This window comes from Metabacillus arenae (assembly GCF_014773385.1).
Classification (GTDB): domain Bacteria; phylum Bacillota; class Bacilli; order Bacillales; family Bacillaceae; genus Metabacillus_D; species Metabacillus_D arenae.
Genome location: NZ_JACXAI010000009.1, coordinates 1 through 17703 on the forward strand (window position 1 = coordinate 1; position 17703 = coordinate 17703).

Here is a 17703-nt window from a genome sequence, read left to right on the forward strand (position 1 = left end):
AAGCCAAGATTCGCGCATAGATCCTGGTAAATCGCGCAAAGAAGCAGCCTATTCGCTCATAGAAAAGAGATCGCTCAAAGAGAGAAGGATTTCGCTCATAGAAAGCCAAGGTTCGCGCATAGACACTGGTAAATCGCGCAAAGAAGCGGCCTATTCGCTCATAGAAAAAGAGATCGCTCATAGAGAGAAGGGTTTCGCTCATAGAAAGCCAAGATTCGCGCATAGACACTGGTAAATCGCGCAAAGAAGCGGCCTATTCGCTCATAGAAAAGAGATCGCTCATAGAGAGAGGAGTTTCGCTCATAGAAAGCCAAGGTTCGCGCATAGATCCTGGTAAATCGCGCAAAGAAGTAGCCTATTCGCTCATAGAAAAGAGATCGCTCATAGAGAGAGGAGTTTCGCTCATAGAAAGCCAAGATTCGCGCATAGACACTGGGAAATCGCGCAAAGAAGCGGCCTATTCGCTCATAGAAAAGAGATCGCTCATAGAGAGAGGAGTTTCGCTCATAGAAAGCCAAGGTTCGCGCATAGATCCTGGGAAATCGCGCAAAGAAGCGGCCTATTCGCTCATAGAAAAGAGATCGCTCATAGAGAGAGGAGTTTCGCTCATAGAAGGCCAAGGTTCGCGCATAGATTTTGGGAAATTCTTTTTTGATAAGTCACAACTTGGATCGATTAAGTGTTTTCTTGATCTTTTTTTGTATATTCATCTAAAAAATGAAGAGACATAAATAAAGATACGAGATCGCGGATGTTTTTCGTTCGTAAATTTGTTAATTCTTCTATTTTTTTTAATCTATAATGGAGTGTATTGATATGTATATGAAGAGATTGAGACGTCTCTTTTAATGATTGGTGCATTTGAAAGTATGCTCTTATTGTGTCAATCAATTCCTTATCATCTAGAAGGGGACCGATCGTTCTTTCTACAAAAAGTCGTTTTGTTTTTAGTGAGATTTCCTGAAAGCACATTTCTAATTCGAGTTCTTCTTCAAAAACAATTGATTGGTTAGATAATGCAACCTTTAATGCTTTTTCTGCCTGCTCATATGAGCTTCTTAATTGTTTAGCAGAGATTGGCTGGCCGACCCCAACAGCAAGCTTCATTTGATTAGTTTCAAAGCAATATGCTTGCAGCTTACTCAGAAAGCAGGCCGTTTGTTCTTTTGTCGTATGTTCAATTTGATTTAAGAGGATGAGTATTCGGTCATTGCCCCATCGGATAATAAGATCATCGCTTTGGGGGATTTTAAATCTTGTTAGATCTGTCCAAAAATGATTGATATCGACTGTTTCAGGTTGTAGTAACTGGGCAATGGCAACTCGTCTTTCGTTTGTTAGATTAATTTTTAAAAGCTTGCTTTTATCGATAAAAGAATCTGACCAGTTTTTCTGTTGAAGCCAATCAAATACAAACGTTTCTTCTGCACGTGCCTCCCATTCCAATTGTTCAGCATAATAGCTTTCTTGTAATAAAAGCTCAGTCATTTTCTTTAATAATTCACCATACTTCCATATTTGTGATGGGTTACCTGTAATACCAATTGCTCCAACAGGTTCGTGCTGAAAAAAGATCGGGAGACAAATCCCTGCTTTGACCCCTTTATATAATGCTTCATCATTTTTTGAGATAGGAATCGTTTTCTTTTCCTGACAAGCTAAGAATGCGCCTTCGTGATAATTGCCGATACGGGAAGGTTTTGTACTGGCAATAATAAAGCCGTTTCTGTCAACTATGATCATTTGTTCCTTAATCAGCTTTTTAACTTCACTTATGATTTTATTAGCTATTACCGCTCGAATCATCTTTCACACACCTTATCTATGTGGGGACTTTCCGTTATTGATACATCTATTCTACCAAAAGGGATAAATCTTTGCTCAGAATAAAATGTTGATCAATTCTTTCAAATGATTGGGTTCGTTAACCTTCATAAAATCCCCTAAAGAACATAGCCGCCGTTTTTAATCTACCTTTATTTGTGAATAAATATCTTTTTCTCGATAAATGCTTTTAGTTATTATGTTTGCTGTATTCATAAGTCTAAGATGTGACCAACCTCAGCATGTTACATTGAATTTGATATATAGACAAATACTTATAAAAGGTAAAGAATATATGGTCTAGCTATAATTGAATTAAAAAGGATAAAAAAAATCATATGGAATTTCTCAAAAAAACCTTTTAAGTTTGGAGTATTTTCATTATGATAGGGACGGGAAATTAAACGTCAAGGAATGAAATATTATGAAAAAAGTTGCAAGTTTTCTTAATAAATTATCGCCAGTTCAGCTAATTGCTTTATACTATGCGTTGGCTGTAACGGTTTCAGTTGGTCTGCTTAGTCTACCTGTCGCTCATAATCCCGGGGTAGACTTATCTTTTATGGATGCTCTCTTTACAGCTGTAAGCGCGGTGAGTGTGACAGGACTTACATCTGTAAATATAGCAGATACTTTTAGTACGACAGGAATTGTTTTGTTAGCTTTTGTTTTACAATTTGGCGGAATTGGGATTATGACATTGGGGACATTCATTTGGCTTGTTATGGGGAAAAAGATTGGACTTCGGGAAAGACGGCTGATGATGACAGATCAAAATCAGTCTCATTTATCAGGTATTGTGAAATTATTAAAGCAAATTATTTTACTCATCCTCCTCATTGAATTTATTGGCGGACTTATATTAAGTACATATTTTTTAAAATATTATTCGAAGGTTGAGGAGGCTTTTCTGCACGGGTTTTTCACATCAGTCAGTGCAACGACAAATGGCGGTTTTGATATTACGGGAGCCTCAATGATCCCTTTTGCCAATGATTACTTTATCCAATTTGTCGTCATGATTTTAATCATTCTTGGGGCAATTGGTTTTCCTGTTCTTATTGAAGTGAAAGACTTTATTTTATCGAATAACAAAAAACATCACTTTTCATTGTTTGCCAAAATTACATCAATCACGTTCTTCTCCCTTATTGTTGGTGGGACATTTTTCATTGCAATTCTTGAGTACAACCTCTTCTTTACTGATAAAGAGTGGCATGAAATCTTTTTTTACTCATTGTTTCAATCAACTGCTACGAGAAGCGGTGGACTTGCAACCTTGGATGTCAGCATGTTTTCAGATACTACACTAATTATTATGTGTGCGTTGATGTTTATCGGTGCTTCACCAAGTTCAGTGGGTGGAGGAATAAGGACAACGACTTTTGCTCTCAATCTTTTATTCATTTTCCATTTTGCTCGGGGAAATAAATCGATTAAAATTTTCAGACGTGAGCTTCATCATGATGATGTATTGAAATCCGTTGTTGTCACTATGGTAGCCGTCATCATCACTTTTTCTTCAGTATTCATTTTGATGATCACAGAGCGGCATGACTTTATTGAGATTCTTTTCGAAGTATGTTCTGCCTTCGGAACAACAGGGTTATCGATGGGCATCACACCTGATTTAAGTATAATAGGAAAGTTTATCATTATGGCTCTCATGTTTATTGGAAGAATTGGAATTCTAACCTTCCTATACATAATGGGCCGAAAAGAAATTGAAGCAAATTATCATTATCCTAAAGAGAGAGTTATTATCGGATAGATTACAGGTACTGATCCTTGAAAAGATGAATGCAAATTGCCCCCTGAAAAAAGTTACATTATGGTATAATAGCCAAGGAAAATAATAACAAGGGGGCTATTTTTTGAGGTATTTTGTTTTACTGCTTTCTTTTTTTATTTTAATCATGGCAGGGTGCTCGAAGGAGCCGACTCCTGAAGAGAGAATGACCCAATATATAAAGGATTGGAATGAACAAAATTTCAGCAGTATGTATGAACAGCTTTCAAAGAAAACAAAAGAATCTATTTCAGAAAAAGATTTTAAAGAAAGATATGAGAATATTTATCAAGCGATTGAAACAGAAAAGCTGAAGGTAACTTTTAATAAACCAGAAGGTGAAACAGAGATAAAAGATGGGGAAACGGCAAAACTTCCATTTTCACTAAGCATGGAGACGGTAGCAGGGCCAGTTGAATTTGAACATGAAGCTTCCTTAATTCAAGAAGAGACAGAGGAAGGAAAAGAGTGGTTTATTGAGTGGGATCCTTCCTATATTTTCCCTCAGCTTAAAGAAGGTGAAGAGGTTCGGGTCACCTCATCTTCACCTGAGCGCGGACAACTATTTGACCGGAATGGTGAAGGTCTGGCAATAAATCAAACAGTTTATGAGATTGGGGTTATTCCACAAGGAATAGCGGAAAACAAAGAAGAGATCATTGATAAGATCACAAAGCTATTGCCGATATCAAAGGAAAAGATTGACCAAGCTCTTGCTGCTGATTGGGTTAGAGAAGGAGACTTTGTACCGATTGCAAAAATGAATCCAGCAGATGAAGAAACGTATCAACAGCTGATAGAGCTGCCTGGTATACAGAAGAAGGATGTTACTGCCAGGTTTTATCCTTTTGGAGAGAGTGCTGCCCATTTAGTTGGATACGTTCGACCTATTACTGCTGAGCAATTAGAAGAACAAAAGGATGCAGGGTACTCTGGCAATTCGATGATAGGAACGAGAGGACTAGAGCAGGTCTATGAAAAAGAGCTTCGCGGCGAGAGCGGCTGGAAGATCTTCATTCCAGATAGTGAAGAAGTGATTGCTGAAAAGCCTGCTGTAAACGGAAGAGATATTCGTTTAACGATTGACGCGACATTGCAAGTCCAATTAACAAACGAACTAAAAAAAGATGAAGGAACCGCTGTTGCCATTCATCCAAAAACTGGAGAAACGCTTGCAATGGTAAGTACACCGACTTACAATCCAAATAATTTTTTATTTGGCTGGCCGGAAGAGGAACTTAAAACGTTTAATGATGAAAAACTAGCTACATCTATAGCAAAATTTAATAAGCTATATTCACCAGGTTCAACTTTTAAACCTTTAACAGCAGCTGTAGGGTTGGAAACTGGGAAAGTAGATCCAAATAAGGAAGAATCAATTACTGGTGCAACATGGAGCAAAGAGGGCTGGGGTGACTATGAAGTAACCCGGGTTTCTACTAGACTTGAAAAAGTAAATCTGAAAGATGCTTTAGTTACCTCTGATAATATTTATTTCGCAAGAGCTGCATTAAGTATTGGAAGCAAAACATTCCAATCTGAATTAGAGAAGCGTTTTGCCCTTTCAGAAGAACTTGACTTTTATCCTTTTCCAATCGAAACCTCATCTGTATCCAATAATGGCATTGGATCAGAAGGATTACTGGCAGACTCCGGTTTTGGACAAGGAGAAGTGTTAATGAGCCCCCTTCATGTCGCAGCTTCCTATACACCTTTTCTAAATGAAGGAAATATGATTCAGCCATATTTGGAAATGAAGGACTCTAATAAACCAACTGTTTGGAAAGAAGGGGTATTAAGCCAGGAAAATGCTAACCTGATTCTTTCCCACCTAAAAGCGGTGGTAAATGATCCAAGCGGAACAGCCAATAAACCAGTTGTAGAAGGATTAGAATTAGCAGGTAAAACAGGAACGGCAGAATTAAAGGTATCAAAAGATGCTAAAGGACAAGAAAACGGCTGGTTTGTAGCGATGAATACAAATGACCCTAGATTGCTTGTAGCGATGATGATTGAAGATGTCAAAGATAGAGAAGGAAGCCATTACGTAGTTCCTAAGGTTAAAAATGTCATGAAAGCTTATTTGCAGTAAAAACAGGCACCGATGCCTGTTTTTTTATGTGCTAAGATCAGAAAGTTTAATTTAACTAAAGTATTAACGTGTTAAAGAGTGTTGTCGTTGTCTGGCTCCAGGCGCCATCGGCCCTTAGGTCATAAGCCAATCCGTCAAGAAGGTTAAAGAACAACCTTCATGCCGGCTCGTCTTATGCTTGTCGCCGATAGGCGGGCGCCATGCGCTTTTCGTTCAGCTAAAACAGAAAGGAGACGTAAAGACAGGAATTTGTACGTAAACAAGAAGTTTAGCTCAAATTACTTATCACAAGTACAAAAAAATCAATTAAGTTTCACTTGGCTCGTAAAAAGGGGATTTGGATTATTAAATTCTCCGAATGAACCTTCGCTCAAATCGTTCAACTCTGGCTTATCCGCCAAGGAAACCGGACAGAAAAAGTTGAGAATAAAAGAACAAATTGCGAGAATTGGCACGTTAACGAGAAATCTCGCTCTAAATTCTCTTCTTAAAAAGGCAAAAATAAGTTCAATTTGGCATGTAAACGATAAGTCTTGGTCAATAGGATTGAATTGGCTTCGCTTAAATAAGTTCTGTCAGGCTGATAAAGAGTTTTTTCACCTTGATTAGCCGGTACCACATGTTTACTAGTCCTGCTCATACCCAACATCTTTATCTGGATGCATAAATAATCCGTTTTGTCCCATTTTCTTTTCTTCAACAAGCTGTCTATTTTCTGGGGTATTCCAGCCAATATCATTAGTAGGATGGATCCACTCATCACCTGTCATTACCTCTGGATCAATCTCATCACTCCAGTTATTAAGAGGAGATTGAGCTGAATTGTAATTGCTATCTCCAATTACAACCCCCTGCTCATTTACAAATGGCGGCTTCATTTTGATCCCGCTTCCTTTCCAGCTGGGAGCACTTATTTGGTGCGGCATTGTTTCGTTGATGGTCAAATCGTTATTCTTTTTTATCATATGTTTCACCTCAGTAATTACTATTTACTAATTGATCCATACTATGATTGTATTCCTTTAGCCAAATATACGAATGAAAGGTGGATATTTCAAATGAATGAAAACAAGCAATTTCCAGTTGCGGATTTAACAAATGAACACCTGCAAGAACTTCAGAAAATGGAACAGAAGCTTCGACAGGATACAGGGGAAGATATTGTGTTAATTGCTTATGAACATGGAAAAAAGGAATTTAATGCAGAGAACTTTCGTTAATAGAAACAGAAGGAGTTAGACAAACTATTACAGTGAGTATTCTCACAATTATGGTTTTGAGGGGGAAACTTTTTGAAAAGGAAAGTAGCAAAAGACCAAGCTAGAAATAATAACTTTACACCGAAGGAAAGCCTTCCTGATACTGAATTTTCAGCGGAGTATGATGCAGAAAACCCAATGAAGGGTGCAAACCGCAACTCAAAGCATGGACGACAAGGAAAGAGCAGAAAATAGCAAATGACTTTTTACAAAGCATTATCGGCGAATCGCCGGTTGCTTTAAGAATTAAATTGATCACTCCCACATGAACCTTGAAATGATGGAAGCAATACTTGCTTAACAGCAAAATAAAAAAACAGAGGTTGATTGCAATGACGAAGAAAACAGAAAAAAGCAAGGAAATGCAAAATCATAAAAGACCAATGGATAAAGAACTGCTTCAAGAAGAGTTTGGCCACGAGCTTGGGCATTATAACGAGGGAAAAGTGTACGAAACCCTTGCTGATCATAAAAGAAAGTCAAACGACGACGATTGCGAATGTGATTAAAATGAATGTGAGAGGCATCGTGCCTCTCACATTTCATTAAAGTAAAAGAATTTTGTTTATCCGTAAAATTAAAATTAACCAGATGAAGGTGCAAATATCCGTGTATCGGTGTAAAAAATCGGCTAACGGAGCAAATATCCGTAATTCGGTAAAGGTGCAACTTCTCCTGCTAACGGTGCAACTAACCAGCTGAGAGTGTAATTATTTAGAAAAGCAAGCAATTGACGATAAAAGCACTAAACAAAAAGTCTTCGCATACTTACGAAGACTTCATTTAGCTTACATGTTTTATCATTTTATTTAATGGGGTATGATAAATATCCGTTTTATCTTCAGGTAAATTGTAATGAACCAATAAAAGGGATGGGTCAAACTCGATTACACCTGCAGTTATATATTTATCCAAATTAAAAGGAGTTACCTCGATGATTGAGTGTTTGTTGAGTTCTTTTTCAGACAAGGCTTTTGCTTCAAAGCTTTCCCCTAAAATGTGAGGCTGCTCGATAACTGCTCGATAATAGTCATTTCTTCCTTTTTTATCAAGTGCATCTTTCCACCATGATTTACGGGGTTTATGTTTTTGATTTCTTAAGTAATCATATTTCATGAGTGTTTCAACGATGGGTAAGCTTTCTGGAGATCGCTTTTTAATAAAATTGGATAGTCGCTTAAATAAATCCTCCAATTGGTGGCCAATCCTGCTCCATCCTTGTTCGTCCCAATAAGTCCCAAATTCTTGGAAGAAGTCAAAAGGTGTCGGGAATACGTGGTGAACCAAATAGCCAATCGTAACATCCATTCGGTGGTCATTCCAGTATTTTTCCAGGACATCCTCTACTTGTTTAATTTTCATTATATCCTCAAAAGGTAAAATGTCGTTTTTAAGGATTTCATATGGAGAGTGATCCATATATACATATCCGTATTGTTTTGCACTTATTCGTAATCCTGTGCCTCTAAGCATTTTTAAGAAGCCTAATTGCAGCTCCTCAGGGTTTAAGGCAAAAACGTCATTAAATGTCTTCTTAAATGAATGATAATCTTCTTCGGGAAGACCGGCAATAAGATCTAAATGCTGGTCAATTTTTCCGCCATCCCGGACCATTGTAACAGTACGGGTTAGCTTTGAAAAGTTTTGCTTTCGTTTGACGAGCTCATTTGTTAAATCGTTTGTTGATTGAACACCAATTTCAAACCGGAATAAGCCTTTAGGGGCATTTTCATTTAAAAACCGGATGACTTCAGGTCGCATAATATCAGCTGTAATTTCAAATTGAAATACTGTTCCAGGCAAGTGCTCATCAATTAAAAATTGAAACATTTCTAGTGCATAGCTGCGGCTTATATTAAAAGTACGATCAACAAACTTAATTGTTTTCGCGCCGTTTTTCATTAAGAAGCGAATATCCTCTTTTATTTTTTCACGATCGAAATATCTGACACCGACTTCTATCGATGAAAGGCAAAATTGACAGCTGAAGGGGCAGCCGCGGCTTGTCTCAATATAAGTCACCCGTTTTGACAGCTGGTCCAAATCTTCTTCAAATCGAAAAGGAGAAGGTAATTCTTTAAGATCAATCTTGTTAGACTGAGGATTTATTTTAATTTGCTTAGAATCACGATAGGCAATGCCGTTTACTTTTTTAAGATCTTTATCCCCATGGATTTGATCTAAAAATTGTTTAAAGGTCTGTTCTCCTTCACCAATGACGATAAAATCTACCTCAGGTACATTCTCCATCCATTCGTATGTGTCATAGGTGACTTCAGGTCCCCCAAGAACGATGATTAACGAAGGATTGATTTTTTTCATCATTTTGATGACCTTAATCGTTTCTTCAATGTTCCATATATAACAACTGAATCCTAGCACATCTGGATTTTTTCGAAAAAGATCTGTCACAATATTCATTGCTGGATCTTTAATTGTATATTCTGCAAGCTTAATATCGTACTCCGGCTGGGCATAAGCCTTTAAATAGCGGATAGATAAGCTTGTATGAATGTATTTAGCGTTTAGAGTACTTACTACAATATTCATTAAAAACACCACTTCTACTTGTAGTTTTATAACTAATATAGTTTATCATAATTTTACAATAAAACGAACTTGAGTTTCCTTTTGCTTTTCTTACCTATTTTGTCTAAAATTTAACTGTTAAACAGTATGCGTGAATTATTGAGGTGAAAAGGTTGAAATATAAGCAGGTCAGACCGCGAAAAATATATGAAGAAGTAGCGGAAACGATTTTAGAAATGATTAAAAAGGGTGAAATAAAACCTGGTGAAAAACTGGATTCAGTTGAGCAGCTGGCCGAAAATTTCAATGTCGGGCGTTCAGCGATAAGAGAGGCACTTAGTGCATTAAGAGCAATGGGGATGATTGATATAAAACAAGGGGAAGGAACCTATGTGAAAGAATTTGACCCTGATGTATTTTCCCTTCCATTATCTAGTGCAGCCTTAATGAACAAACAGGATATATCGTATTTGTTAGAAGTACGAAGAATTTTAGAGACAGGAGCAGCAAGAGCAGCTGCTGAAAAAAGAACAGAAGCAGATCTTGAGGACATGCAGATTGCTCTAGGTCAGATGAAGGAAGCTGTAGGGAATGAAGAGCTTGGTGAGCAAGCAGACCTTTTATTTCACATTGGAATAGCAGCTGCTTCCCATAACCCAATTCTTGTCAATTTAATGAATCATGTATCGGGGATGTTGATTGAATCGATGCGGGAAACAAGAAGAATTTTGCTTTATTCAAAACGAAAAAATACGGACCGTCTATATGATGAACATGTTGAAATATTTGAAGCGATTCAAAGCGGAGATTCAGATACGGCTGAAAAACGTATGCTCCAGCACTTGGAAAATGTAGAAAAGGTATTAACAAAATATTTTCTAGAAAAGGACTCTTCTATTTGAAGGGGCCTTTTAATATAATCAGACTTTTCAAGTCTAATAAACGTATTACAGTTCATTGTGTTGTCCGGCGGAGGCAGACAGGCATAAGGACTTGACGTTTTTGCCGGTCAGTCGCCATCGCCCGCTAGATAATTCTGTTAAAATGGTTAATCAATGCCAGCTCGTCCGAGTGCTTGTCGCTGAAGGACTATCGCTTTGCGTTTTTCCCAGTTCATTTACATTTTAAAAACAGGAAAGCGCAAATAAATCCTTTATTAAAGATTTAATTTCTAGTTAATCATCAGATGACCTGTTGACTAAAATAGAAAAACAAGCTAAATTAATAATAACAAAAAGCGTTTACATTCAGCAGAATTGGGAGAGGTGAAGGATGAAAGTTGCTTTATTTATTACTTGTTTAGTAGATATGTTTCAGCCTCGGGTTGGGAAATCCGCAGTAGAACTGCTAGAGCATTTAGGTTGTGAAGTAGAGTTTCCAGAAGAACAAATTTGCTGTGGGCAGCCTGCTTTTAACAGCGGTTATGTGAAAGAAGCAAAAGAGTCCATGAAACGAATGATCCAAACATTTGAAAAAGCAGATTATGTTGTAACTCCTTCAGGTTCCTGTGCATCAATGTTTAAAGAATATCCTCATGTTTTTAAAGAAGAACCTGTCTGGGAAGAGAAAGCAAAAGCATTAGCTGAAAAAACGTTTGAATTAACCGAATTTATCGTCGGTGTGTTAAAGGTAGAAAATGTAGGAGCTTCTCTAACAGGAAGAGCAACTTATCATACCTCTTGCCATATGACGAGATTACTAGGGATAAAAGATGAACCTATCAAACTTCTAAACCAAGTTAAAGGATTAGATTATGTGCCGCTAAAAAACAATCACGATTGCTGCGGGTTCGGAGGGACCTTTTCAGTTAAAATGGATCGTATTTCAGAGCAAATGGTCGAAGAGAAAGCAGCCCATATTGAAGGGACAGAGCCTGATTTTTTAATAGGAGCGGATTGTGGCTGTCTTATGAATATTGGTGGAAAAATTGACAGAAAAGGAAAACCAATAAAAGTGCTCCACATAGCTGAGGTACTAAATCATCGAGAAGAAAGAAGGTGACCGGCAGATGGCAATGAAAATTAAACATGAGCCCTTTAAAGCTAGAGTAGAAGAAGGCGTGGAAGATGTTTTTATGCGAGGAGCTGTTGCAAGTGCTCAAGAACGATTAAGAGCACGTCGTCTTGCTGCAGCTGATGAGCTTGGCAATTGGGAAGAATGGCGGGAGCTGGGTGAGGAAATTCGTCAGAATACGTTAGAAAATTTAGATTTCTATTTGTATCAATTAAGTGAAAATGTCTCAAAGCGCGGCGGCCACGTCTTTTTTGCGAAAACGCCGGAAGAAGCGAACTCCTACATTAAAAAGGTTGTTGAAAGCAAAAACGCGAAAAAAATTGTAAAATCAAAATCAATGGTAACAGAAGAAATTAACATGAATGCTTGTTTAGAAGAAGCAGGATGTGAGGTCATTGAGACAGACTTAGGAGAATACATTTTGCAGATTGACGATCATGACCCTCCCTCTCACATTGTAGCCCCTGCGCTTCATAAAAATAAAGAGCAAATAAGAGATGTTTTTAAGCAAAAACTAGGTTATTTAAAAACAGAGAAACCCGAAGAGCTCGCTCTTCATGCAAGAGAAATGCTTCGTAAGGAATTTCTTTCTGCTGATCTCGGAATTACCGGCTGTAATTTTGCTATTGCCGAATCAGGATCGGTCAGCCTTGTTACAAATGAAGGAAATGCCCGATTAGCAACGGCGCTCCCTAAAACGCAAATTACAGTCATGGGGATGGAAAGAATCGTCCCAACCTTTGAAGAATTTGAAGTCCTTGTCTCACTTTTAACACGAAGTGCTGTTGGACAAAAGCTGACGAGCTATGTTACAGCCTTGACTGGCCCGAAGCAAACGGTGGAAGCGGATGGTCCCGAAGAATTTCACTTGGTTATTGTAGATAACGGGCGCTCTAACATCCTAGGAACTGAATTTCAATCCGTCTTACAATGTATCCGCTGTGCAGCATGTGTGAATGTTTGTCCGGTTTATCGTCATATTGGCGGCCATACTTATGGCTCCATCTATTCGGGGCCAATCGGAGCTGTATTGTCGCCGTTACTCGGAGGCTATGATGACTTTAAAGAGCTCCCTTATGCGTCAACACTGTGCGCAGCATGCACCGAAGCGTGTCCTGTTAAAATTCCGTTACATGAGCTTCTTCATAAACACCGCCAAGTGATTGTTGAAAAAGAGGGAAGAGCACCTATCTCGGAAAAACTGGCGATGAAAGCATTCGGTCTTGGGGCAGCGTCCTCATCTTTATATAATCTAGGCTCTAAGTTTGCATCGTCTGCTATGAATCCATTTACTCAAAATGAAAAAATTTCAAAAGGACCAGGTCCTCTAAAAGCTTGGACGCAATCAAGAGATTTTCCTGCTCCTGCGAAACAAAGATTTAGAGATTGGTATAAAAAACGAACTCAGGAGGATGAACAATCATGAGTAGTAAAATTTATGGGCGCGAATCCTTTATCGAAAAAATAGCCGCAGAGCTTGGCAGACCGATTAGAAAAGAAGGCGTCTTGCGTCCTCAATGGAAGAAAACCCCACAATATCATGTCTTAGCTGAGGCAGACCAGGATGAACTCGTGCAAGTATTAATGAAACAATGTGAATTCATTCATACGAATGTCGTCCTGACTGATGTTTTGCACCTTAGAGGCGTGCTTGAAAAGTCAATTGAGGAGTTTGGAAATGGTTCAGTTATCACATGGGATGATCCGAGATTTTCTGAATATGGAATTGCAAGCTTGCTAAATGCCGAACTTCCTGCAAAAAACATTGCTGTATCAAAATGGGATCCCCTAAATGGCAGGGAGGAAAATATTGAATTAGCTGAAAAAGCAAATGTAGGTATTACATTCTCTGACCTTACCCTGGCTGAATCAGGAACAGTGGTTTTATACAGTGATGCCGGAAAAGGACGGTCAGTAAGCCTGCTCCCTTCCACATATATTGCGATTATCCCGAAAAGTTCCATTGTACCCCGAATGACACAGGCCGCAGAGATCCTTCACAATAAAGTTGATTCAGGAGAGCAGGTTGCTTCCTGTATCAACTTTATATCAGGTCCCAGCAACTCTGCAGACATTGAAATGAATCTTGTCGTTGGTGTGCACGGCCCTATTCGAGCGACCTATATCATTGTGGATGATAAGTAATAAGGAGAGGCTTAGGATTTAAAGGTTAGTAATAAAACGTTTGGAGTATCCCTGCGTTTGAGTTACTTATTTAATAATAGGTTTAAAACCATTAATAAAAAACCGCCAGGCCTGGCGGTTTTCATTAGATTATCGTATTTCCTTTATCGCTTGCTTTAAATTTGTAGCTCTTAGTTCAATGACAGGCTGGGCAATGGTTTTAACGAAATTACTTGATAACAGCAATGTGAGTAATATGGATAGGACAACTAAGAGTGTTAAGCTTTCATAATCCTTTATAAAGTCAGGTAAAGCACTGTTTCGGAAATAACCGATGAATAAACCGTGCAAGAGATAGACAAAGAAAGTTCTTGTACCGAGATGAGTAAAAAACGTTTGCCGTGTTGGAATAAATGCTAAAAAGCTAATCGTTGTGATGAAGGTTAACGTGTAAAAGCCTAACCGAACAAAACTGCTGATAACATTTACTTCTCCAAATTCTGAATACGGTTTTGATCCGAATAACCAGCTGTAGTCGAATTCAAGGAAAAAGTATGAGAAAAAGGTTAGGACCATTAAGGAGGCTGCAAAAAGACGTGCTTTTTGAGTCGTCACCTTTCTAAAGTGGTCCCTTTGTAAGTAATAGCCGATTAAAAAAATCGGGAAAAACACAAACGTTCTCGACAAACTTAAATAATTACTAATAAAGTCAATGTACCCAACCGCTATTCCGATTACAAAGGCTGTTAAAATCGCCCATTGTTTTGACATTTTTGTAAATGGTATTAACAGGACATTCCAGAAAAACAAGCTTATCAGGAACCATAATGACCATTGCGGATCTAGCGGATCCAATGCGACAACACTTTCATCCTGGATTAAATAATAATAGACTGAATAAAGCCCTTGAAAAATTAGATAAGGCAGAATTAGCTTTTTGGCTACTTTTTTTACATAACCTGGTTTATTAAATCCCTTGGCAAAATAGCCTGAGATTAATATAAAAGCCGGCATATGAAACGTGTAAACAAATTTATAAATATTCAGCATCAATTCATTATCGTCGATGAACGAACGAATGATATGCCCAAAGACAACAAGGAGAATTAAGATAAATTTAGCGTTATCAAAATAGCTGTCTCTGCTTTTCATCATATCACCTATTTTCTGTTGAATTCTTTCATGTTGCAGACTTGCATATCTATTGTATACCCCCCTGTAAGGTAAAATAAAATCATTTCGAGGTCTTTTAATGTTTTTGTAAAGTAATGTTAATCTATCGTAAAAGTTTTGTTAATTTATCCCACTCTACACGGTCAGTAAAATAGTTTGGGAAAAGAACACAAACTTAAAGCGCCACGACCATAGCGGGCGTCTTTGTGATCAACATCCTGCGGGTCCCCCTAACCATTTGATACCCACTGATGGGAGAATCACTTTATAAAAAAAGAATGAGAATAATAGTAAAAAGGAAAGGTTTTTCTTTATGCTTGAAGGACTATGCATGTATTTGTAGAAATATAAACAAAGAAAATGAGGGATAGAACAAGGGGTGTAAAAGGATGGTTCGTACACTTGGGGATCCGACGGTTGATGACTTGAAAAGAGAAATACTTAGATTAAGTGAAGAAAACATGAAGTTAAAAGCAGAAGTGAATAAGCATAAAATAATCTTCAATGGCGCCCTAGATGCCATTATTATTTTTGATCAAGAGATGAATTTTATTGATGTCAATCAAGCAGCAATAGGCATGTTTAATCTTAGCGAGGAAGAATTAAAGAAAAGGTCTCTGAGCGACTTTTTAGGATTAGTACCGAAAGAGGCAATAGAACAGCATCGAAAGGTTCTAGCGGAAACTGGCACCTTAAATGATGAAATTATGATTAAACTTGATAACGGCCAAATAAAATTTTTAGAATTTACGGCAAAAAAACGAGCGATTGGCGATTATGATCTGTCCATTATACGCGACATTTCAACTAAGAAAATGCTTGAACGGGAAAGAACAATAAATGAACAGCTTTTTAAGGATCTTTTTCACCGGGCAGTCGATGGAATTGTCATATTTGATGAAACTGGCAGGTTTGTCGATGCAAATCAATCATTTTGTTTGAGCTTTGAAATTGAGAAGGAAAGACTGTCCTTCTTGCAATTTGATGATTTTGTTGAGGAAAAATATGAATATAAATTAGAAAAGCTGTGGCAGGTTTTATCAGACAAAGGCAGGGCAAAAGGAGAATTGCCTGTCCAGCTTTCGAGCGGAGCAAAAAAAATCTTTGAATTTACCACTACATCTAACATTTTAAATGGTTACTACATGTCTATCATGCGAGATATTACAGAAAAACGAAACATGGAATTAAAATTGTTTAAAAGTGAAGAAAGGTTCCGCGAGATTTTTGAAAATGCAATCGATGCTATTATCATCTGGGAAGAGACGGGAAGGATTTTAAAAGCAAATCAATCAGCCAGCAGAGCGTTTGAGCTTCCGCTTGATGATTTGATAGGCAGCAAAATATCAGACTTTGTTGATAAAAATGATTCGCGTTATGAAGATGTCAAAAGAAGATACTTTGAGGAAGGAGCCATAAGAGAAGAGCTTCTTTTTAATATGGCAAACGGCCAGAGAAAAGAGCTGGAATTCACCTCTAAAATGGGGATTATTGAAGGTCAGCACTTGACAATCTTAAGAAATGTAAGTGATCGTAAGAAAATGGAGAAAGAGCTCCGTGAAAGTGAGGAAAAATTCCGTAAGATCTTTGATGGTGCAATGGACGGGATTGTTTTATTTGATCAAAATTATCGGATTATTGATGCTAATCCTGTTGCAATCGAGATTCTCGAGGTCCCGGATGGTCAAATTCAGAATTACCATTTAAGCAATATTGTCCAATCTGAGAAATACAAGAATTTTAGACAATTGGTGAAAATGATTCGTGAACATGATGAAGTTGTAGAAGAGTACCCATTTAAGCTTCTTAATCAAAAAGAGAAAATTTTAGAGTTTTCATTTAAACGAAACATTAACAAAAATTTTGGATTGGTCACTTTTCGTGATGTAACAGAGCGGAAAGAATTGGAGGAACAGTTAAGAAAATCTGATACTTTAAATGTAGTTGGGGAGCTTGCAGCTGGAATTGCGCACGAGATTCGAAATCCTATGACTGCTTTGAAAGGGTTTATTCAGTTATTAGAGGGCAGTGTTAAAGAGGATTTCTCCATGTACTTTAACATAATCACATCTGAACTAAAGCGAATTGAATCGATTATAACTGAGTTTCTAATCCTTTCTAAGCCTCAGGCGATTCAATTTGAGGAAAAAGATGTAGTAAAAATAATGAGAGATACAATTGATCTTCTGAACGCTCAAGCGATTATCGCAAATGTTCAAATTGAGCTGTATATTCCAGAAACAATCCCTGCTATTTATTGTGAGCCAAATCAATTAAAACAAGTATTTATAAATATTTTAAAAAATGCGATCGAAGTTATGCAAGACGGGGGAACGATAATCGTTTCTATTAAATCCCATGAAGACCATCATGTGATCATTTCAATTAAAGACCAAGGTTCAGGAATCCCCGAAGATAAACTAAAAAGGTTAGGCGAGCCATTCTATACAACGAAAGAGCGTGGTACCGGGCTTGGTTTAATGGTAAGCTATAAAATTATTGAAGAGCACTGCGGAGCCGTAGAGGTAGAAAGTGAAGTGGGCGAAGGAACGACCTTTCATCTGAAGCTGCCAGTTCATCAACATCATAATAATTAAGGGACCCGGCCTATGAAGCCAATCCGCCATAAAAGGCGAAAGACTCATTTTATGGTCGCCGATATGCTGTATTATTACATTTTTATTTTTAGCTTGTCACCTTTTTGAACATGCGACATATTATTTATTATAGTAAATAAAGTTGTATAAAGGAAAAATAGGCAGGTGTTAATGATGATCAAGCGTGAGAGACAGAGGAAAATCCTCTTTTATGCAAGCTTATTGTCTAAAATGAATGTGATTACTGAACAACAGAAAGCTTCCATCATGACAAAATTAAGTTCCTGAGTATATCAGGAGCTT

The 17703-nt window shown here is 37.7% G+C and carries 15 protein-coding genes; 11 read left to right on the forward strand and 4 right to left on the reverse strand.

Annotated elements, in window-relative coordinates; translation table 11 throughout:
- On the forward strand, positions 1–235 hold a 235-nt coding region (locus IC621_RS26410; protein ID WP_224752420.1), incomplete at its 5' end, for a hypothetical protein.
- A gap of 440 nt (positions 236–675) precedes the next feature.
- Here IC621_RS26410 and IC621_RS08885 read toward each other — a convergent pair.
- Positions 676–1806 carry a CdaR family transcriptional regulator gene (locus IC621_RS08885; protein ID WP_191157880.1) on the reverse strand — a complete coding sequence of 377 codons (1131 nt, stop codon included), beginning with the start codon at positions 1804–1806 and terminating at the stop codon, positions 676–678.
- A 442-nt stretch (positions 1807–2248) separates the two neighbouring features.
- Here IC621_RS08885 and IC621_RS08890 point away from each other — a divergent pair, with 442 nt between their 5' ends.
- Both IC621_RS08890 and IC621_RS08895 read left to right on the forward strand, forming a co-directional pair.
- Entirely contained in the window at positions 2249–3595 is a 1347-nt protein-coding gene (locus tag IC621_RS08890; protein WP_191157882.1) for a TrkH family potassium uptake protein, read from the forward strand.
- A gap of 103 nt (positions 3596–3698) precedes the next feature.
- Entirely contained in the window at positions 3699–5705 is a 2007-nt protein-coding gene (locus IC621_RS08895) for a penicillin-binding transpeptidase domain-containing protein (protein ID WP_224752421.1), read from the forward strand.
- Positions 5706–6331: 626 nt separating this feature from the next.
- On the opposite strand, the gene IC621_RS08900 is transcribed toward IC621_RS08895, so the two are convergent.
- The gene (locus tag IC621_RS08900; protein ID WP_191157884.1) at positions 6332–6670 is read right to left on the reverse strand and encodes a DUF3905 domain-containing protein; all 339 of its coding nucleotides are present in this window, start codon (positions 6668–6670) and stop codon (positions 6332–6334) included.
- A 93-nt stretch (positions 6671–6763) separates the two neighbouring features.
- Between IC621_RS08900 and IC621_RS08905 the strand changes: the two genes are divergently transcribed.
- The 3 genes from IC621_RS08905 (at position 6764) to IC621_RS08915 (ending at position 7473) form a co-directional block, all read left to right on the forward strand.
- The gene (locus IC621_RS08905) at positions 6764–6925 is read left to right on the forward strand and encodes a hypothetical protein (RefSeq protein WP_191157886.1); all 162 of its coding nucleotides are present in this window, start codon (positions 6764–6766) and stop codon (positions 6923–6925) included.
- Between the two features lie 72 nt (positions 6926–6997).
- Positions 6998–7159, forward strand: coding sequence for a hypothetical protein (locus IC621_RS08910; RefSeq protein ID WP_191157888.1), 162 nt, complete (start codon positions 6998–7000; stop codon positions 7157–7159).
- 137 nt (positions 7160–7296) lie between these two features.
- The gene (locus IC621_RS08915) at positions 7297–7473 is read left to right on the forward strand and encodes a hypothetical protein (protein WP_191157890.1); all 177 of its coding nucleotides are present in this window, start codon (positions 7297–7299) and stop codon (positions 7471–7473) included.
- Positions 7474–7747: 274 nt separating this feature from the next.
- Here IC621_RS08915 and IC621_RS08920 read toward each other — a convergent pair whose 3' ends face one another.
- Positions 7748–9514 (reverse strand): B12-binding domain-containing radical SAM protein, encoded by a 1767-nt coding sequence (locus tag IC621_RS08920; protein ID WP_191157892.1) that lies wholly within the window; start codon positions 9512–9514, stop codon positions 7748–7750.
- 152 nt (positions 9515–9666) lie between these two features.
- Here IC621_RS08920 and IC621_RS08925 point away from each other — a divergent pair, with 152 nt between their 5' ends.
- The 4 genes from IC621_RS08925 to IC621_RS08940 all read left to right on the forward strand — a co-directional run bounded on the left by IC621_RS08925 (position 9667) and on the right by IC621_RS08940 (position 13651).
- Positions 9667–10395, forward strand: a complete 729-nt coding sequence (locus IC621_RS08925) for a FadR/GntR family transcriptional regulator (protein WP_191157894.1) — start codon at positions 9667–9669, stop codon at positions 10393–10395.
- Positions 10396–10765: 370 nt separating this feature from the next.
- Positions 10766–11494: a (Fe-S)-binding protein gene (locus tag IC621_RS08930; RefSeq protein ID WP_191157896.1), complete on the forward strand. Its 729-nt coding sequence runs from the start codon at positions 10766–10768 to the stop codon at positions 11492–11494.
- Positions 11495–11501: 7 nt separating this feature from the next.
- Positions 11502–12932 carry a LutB/LldF family L-lactate oxidation iron-sulfur protein gene (locus IC621_RS08935; protein WP_191157898.1) on the forward strand — a complete coding sequence of 477 codons (1431 nt, stop codon included), beginning with the start codon at positions 11502–11504 and terminating at the stop codon, positions 12930–12932.
- Positions 12929–13651, forward strand: coding sequence for a LutC/YkgG family protein (locus IC621_RS08940; protein WP_191157900.1), 723 nt, complete (start codon positions 12929–12931; stop codon positions 13649–13651). The genes IC621_RS08935 and IC621_RS08940 overlap by 4 nt, the downstream gene beginning before the upstream one ends.
- Positions 13652–13780: 129 nt before the next feature.
- Here IC621_RS08940 and IC621_RS08945 read toward each other — a convergent pair whose 3' ends face one another.
- Positions 13781–14785 carry an acyltransferase family protein gene (locus IC621_RS08945; protein ID WP_191157902.1) on the reverse strand — a complete coding sequence of 335 codons (1005 nt, stop codon included), beginning with the start codon at positions 14783–14785 and terminating at the stop codon, positions 13781–13783.
- Positions 14786–15192: 407 nt separating this feature from the next.
- Between IC621_RS08945 and IC621_RS08950 the strand changes: the two genes are divergently transcribed.
- Positions 15193–17400, forward strand: a complete 2208-nt coding sequence (locus IC621_RS08950; protein ID WP_191157904.1) for a PAS domain-containing sensor histidine kinase — start codon at positions 15193–15195, stop codon at positions 17398–17400.
- The last annotated feature ends 303 nt before the right edge of the window (positions 17401–17703 follow it).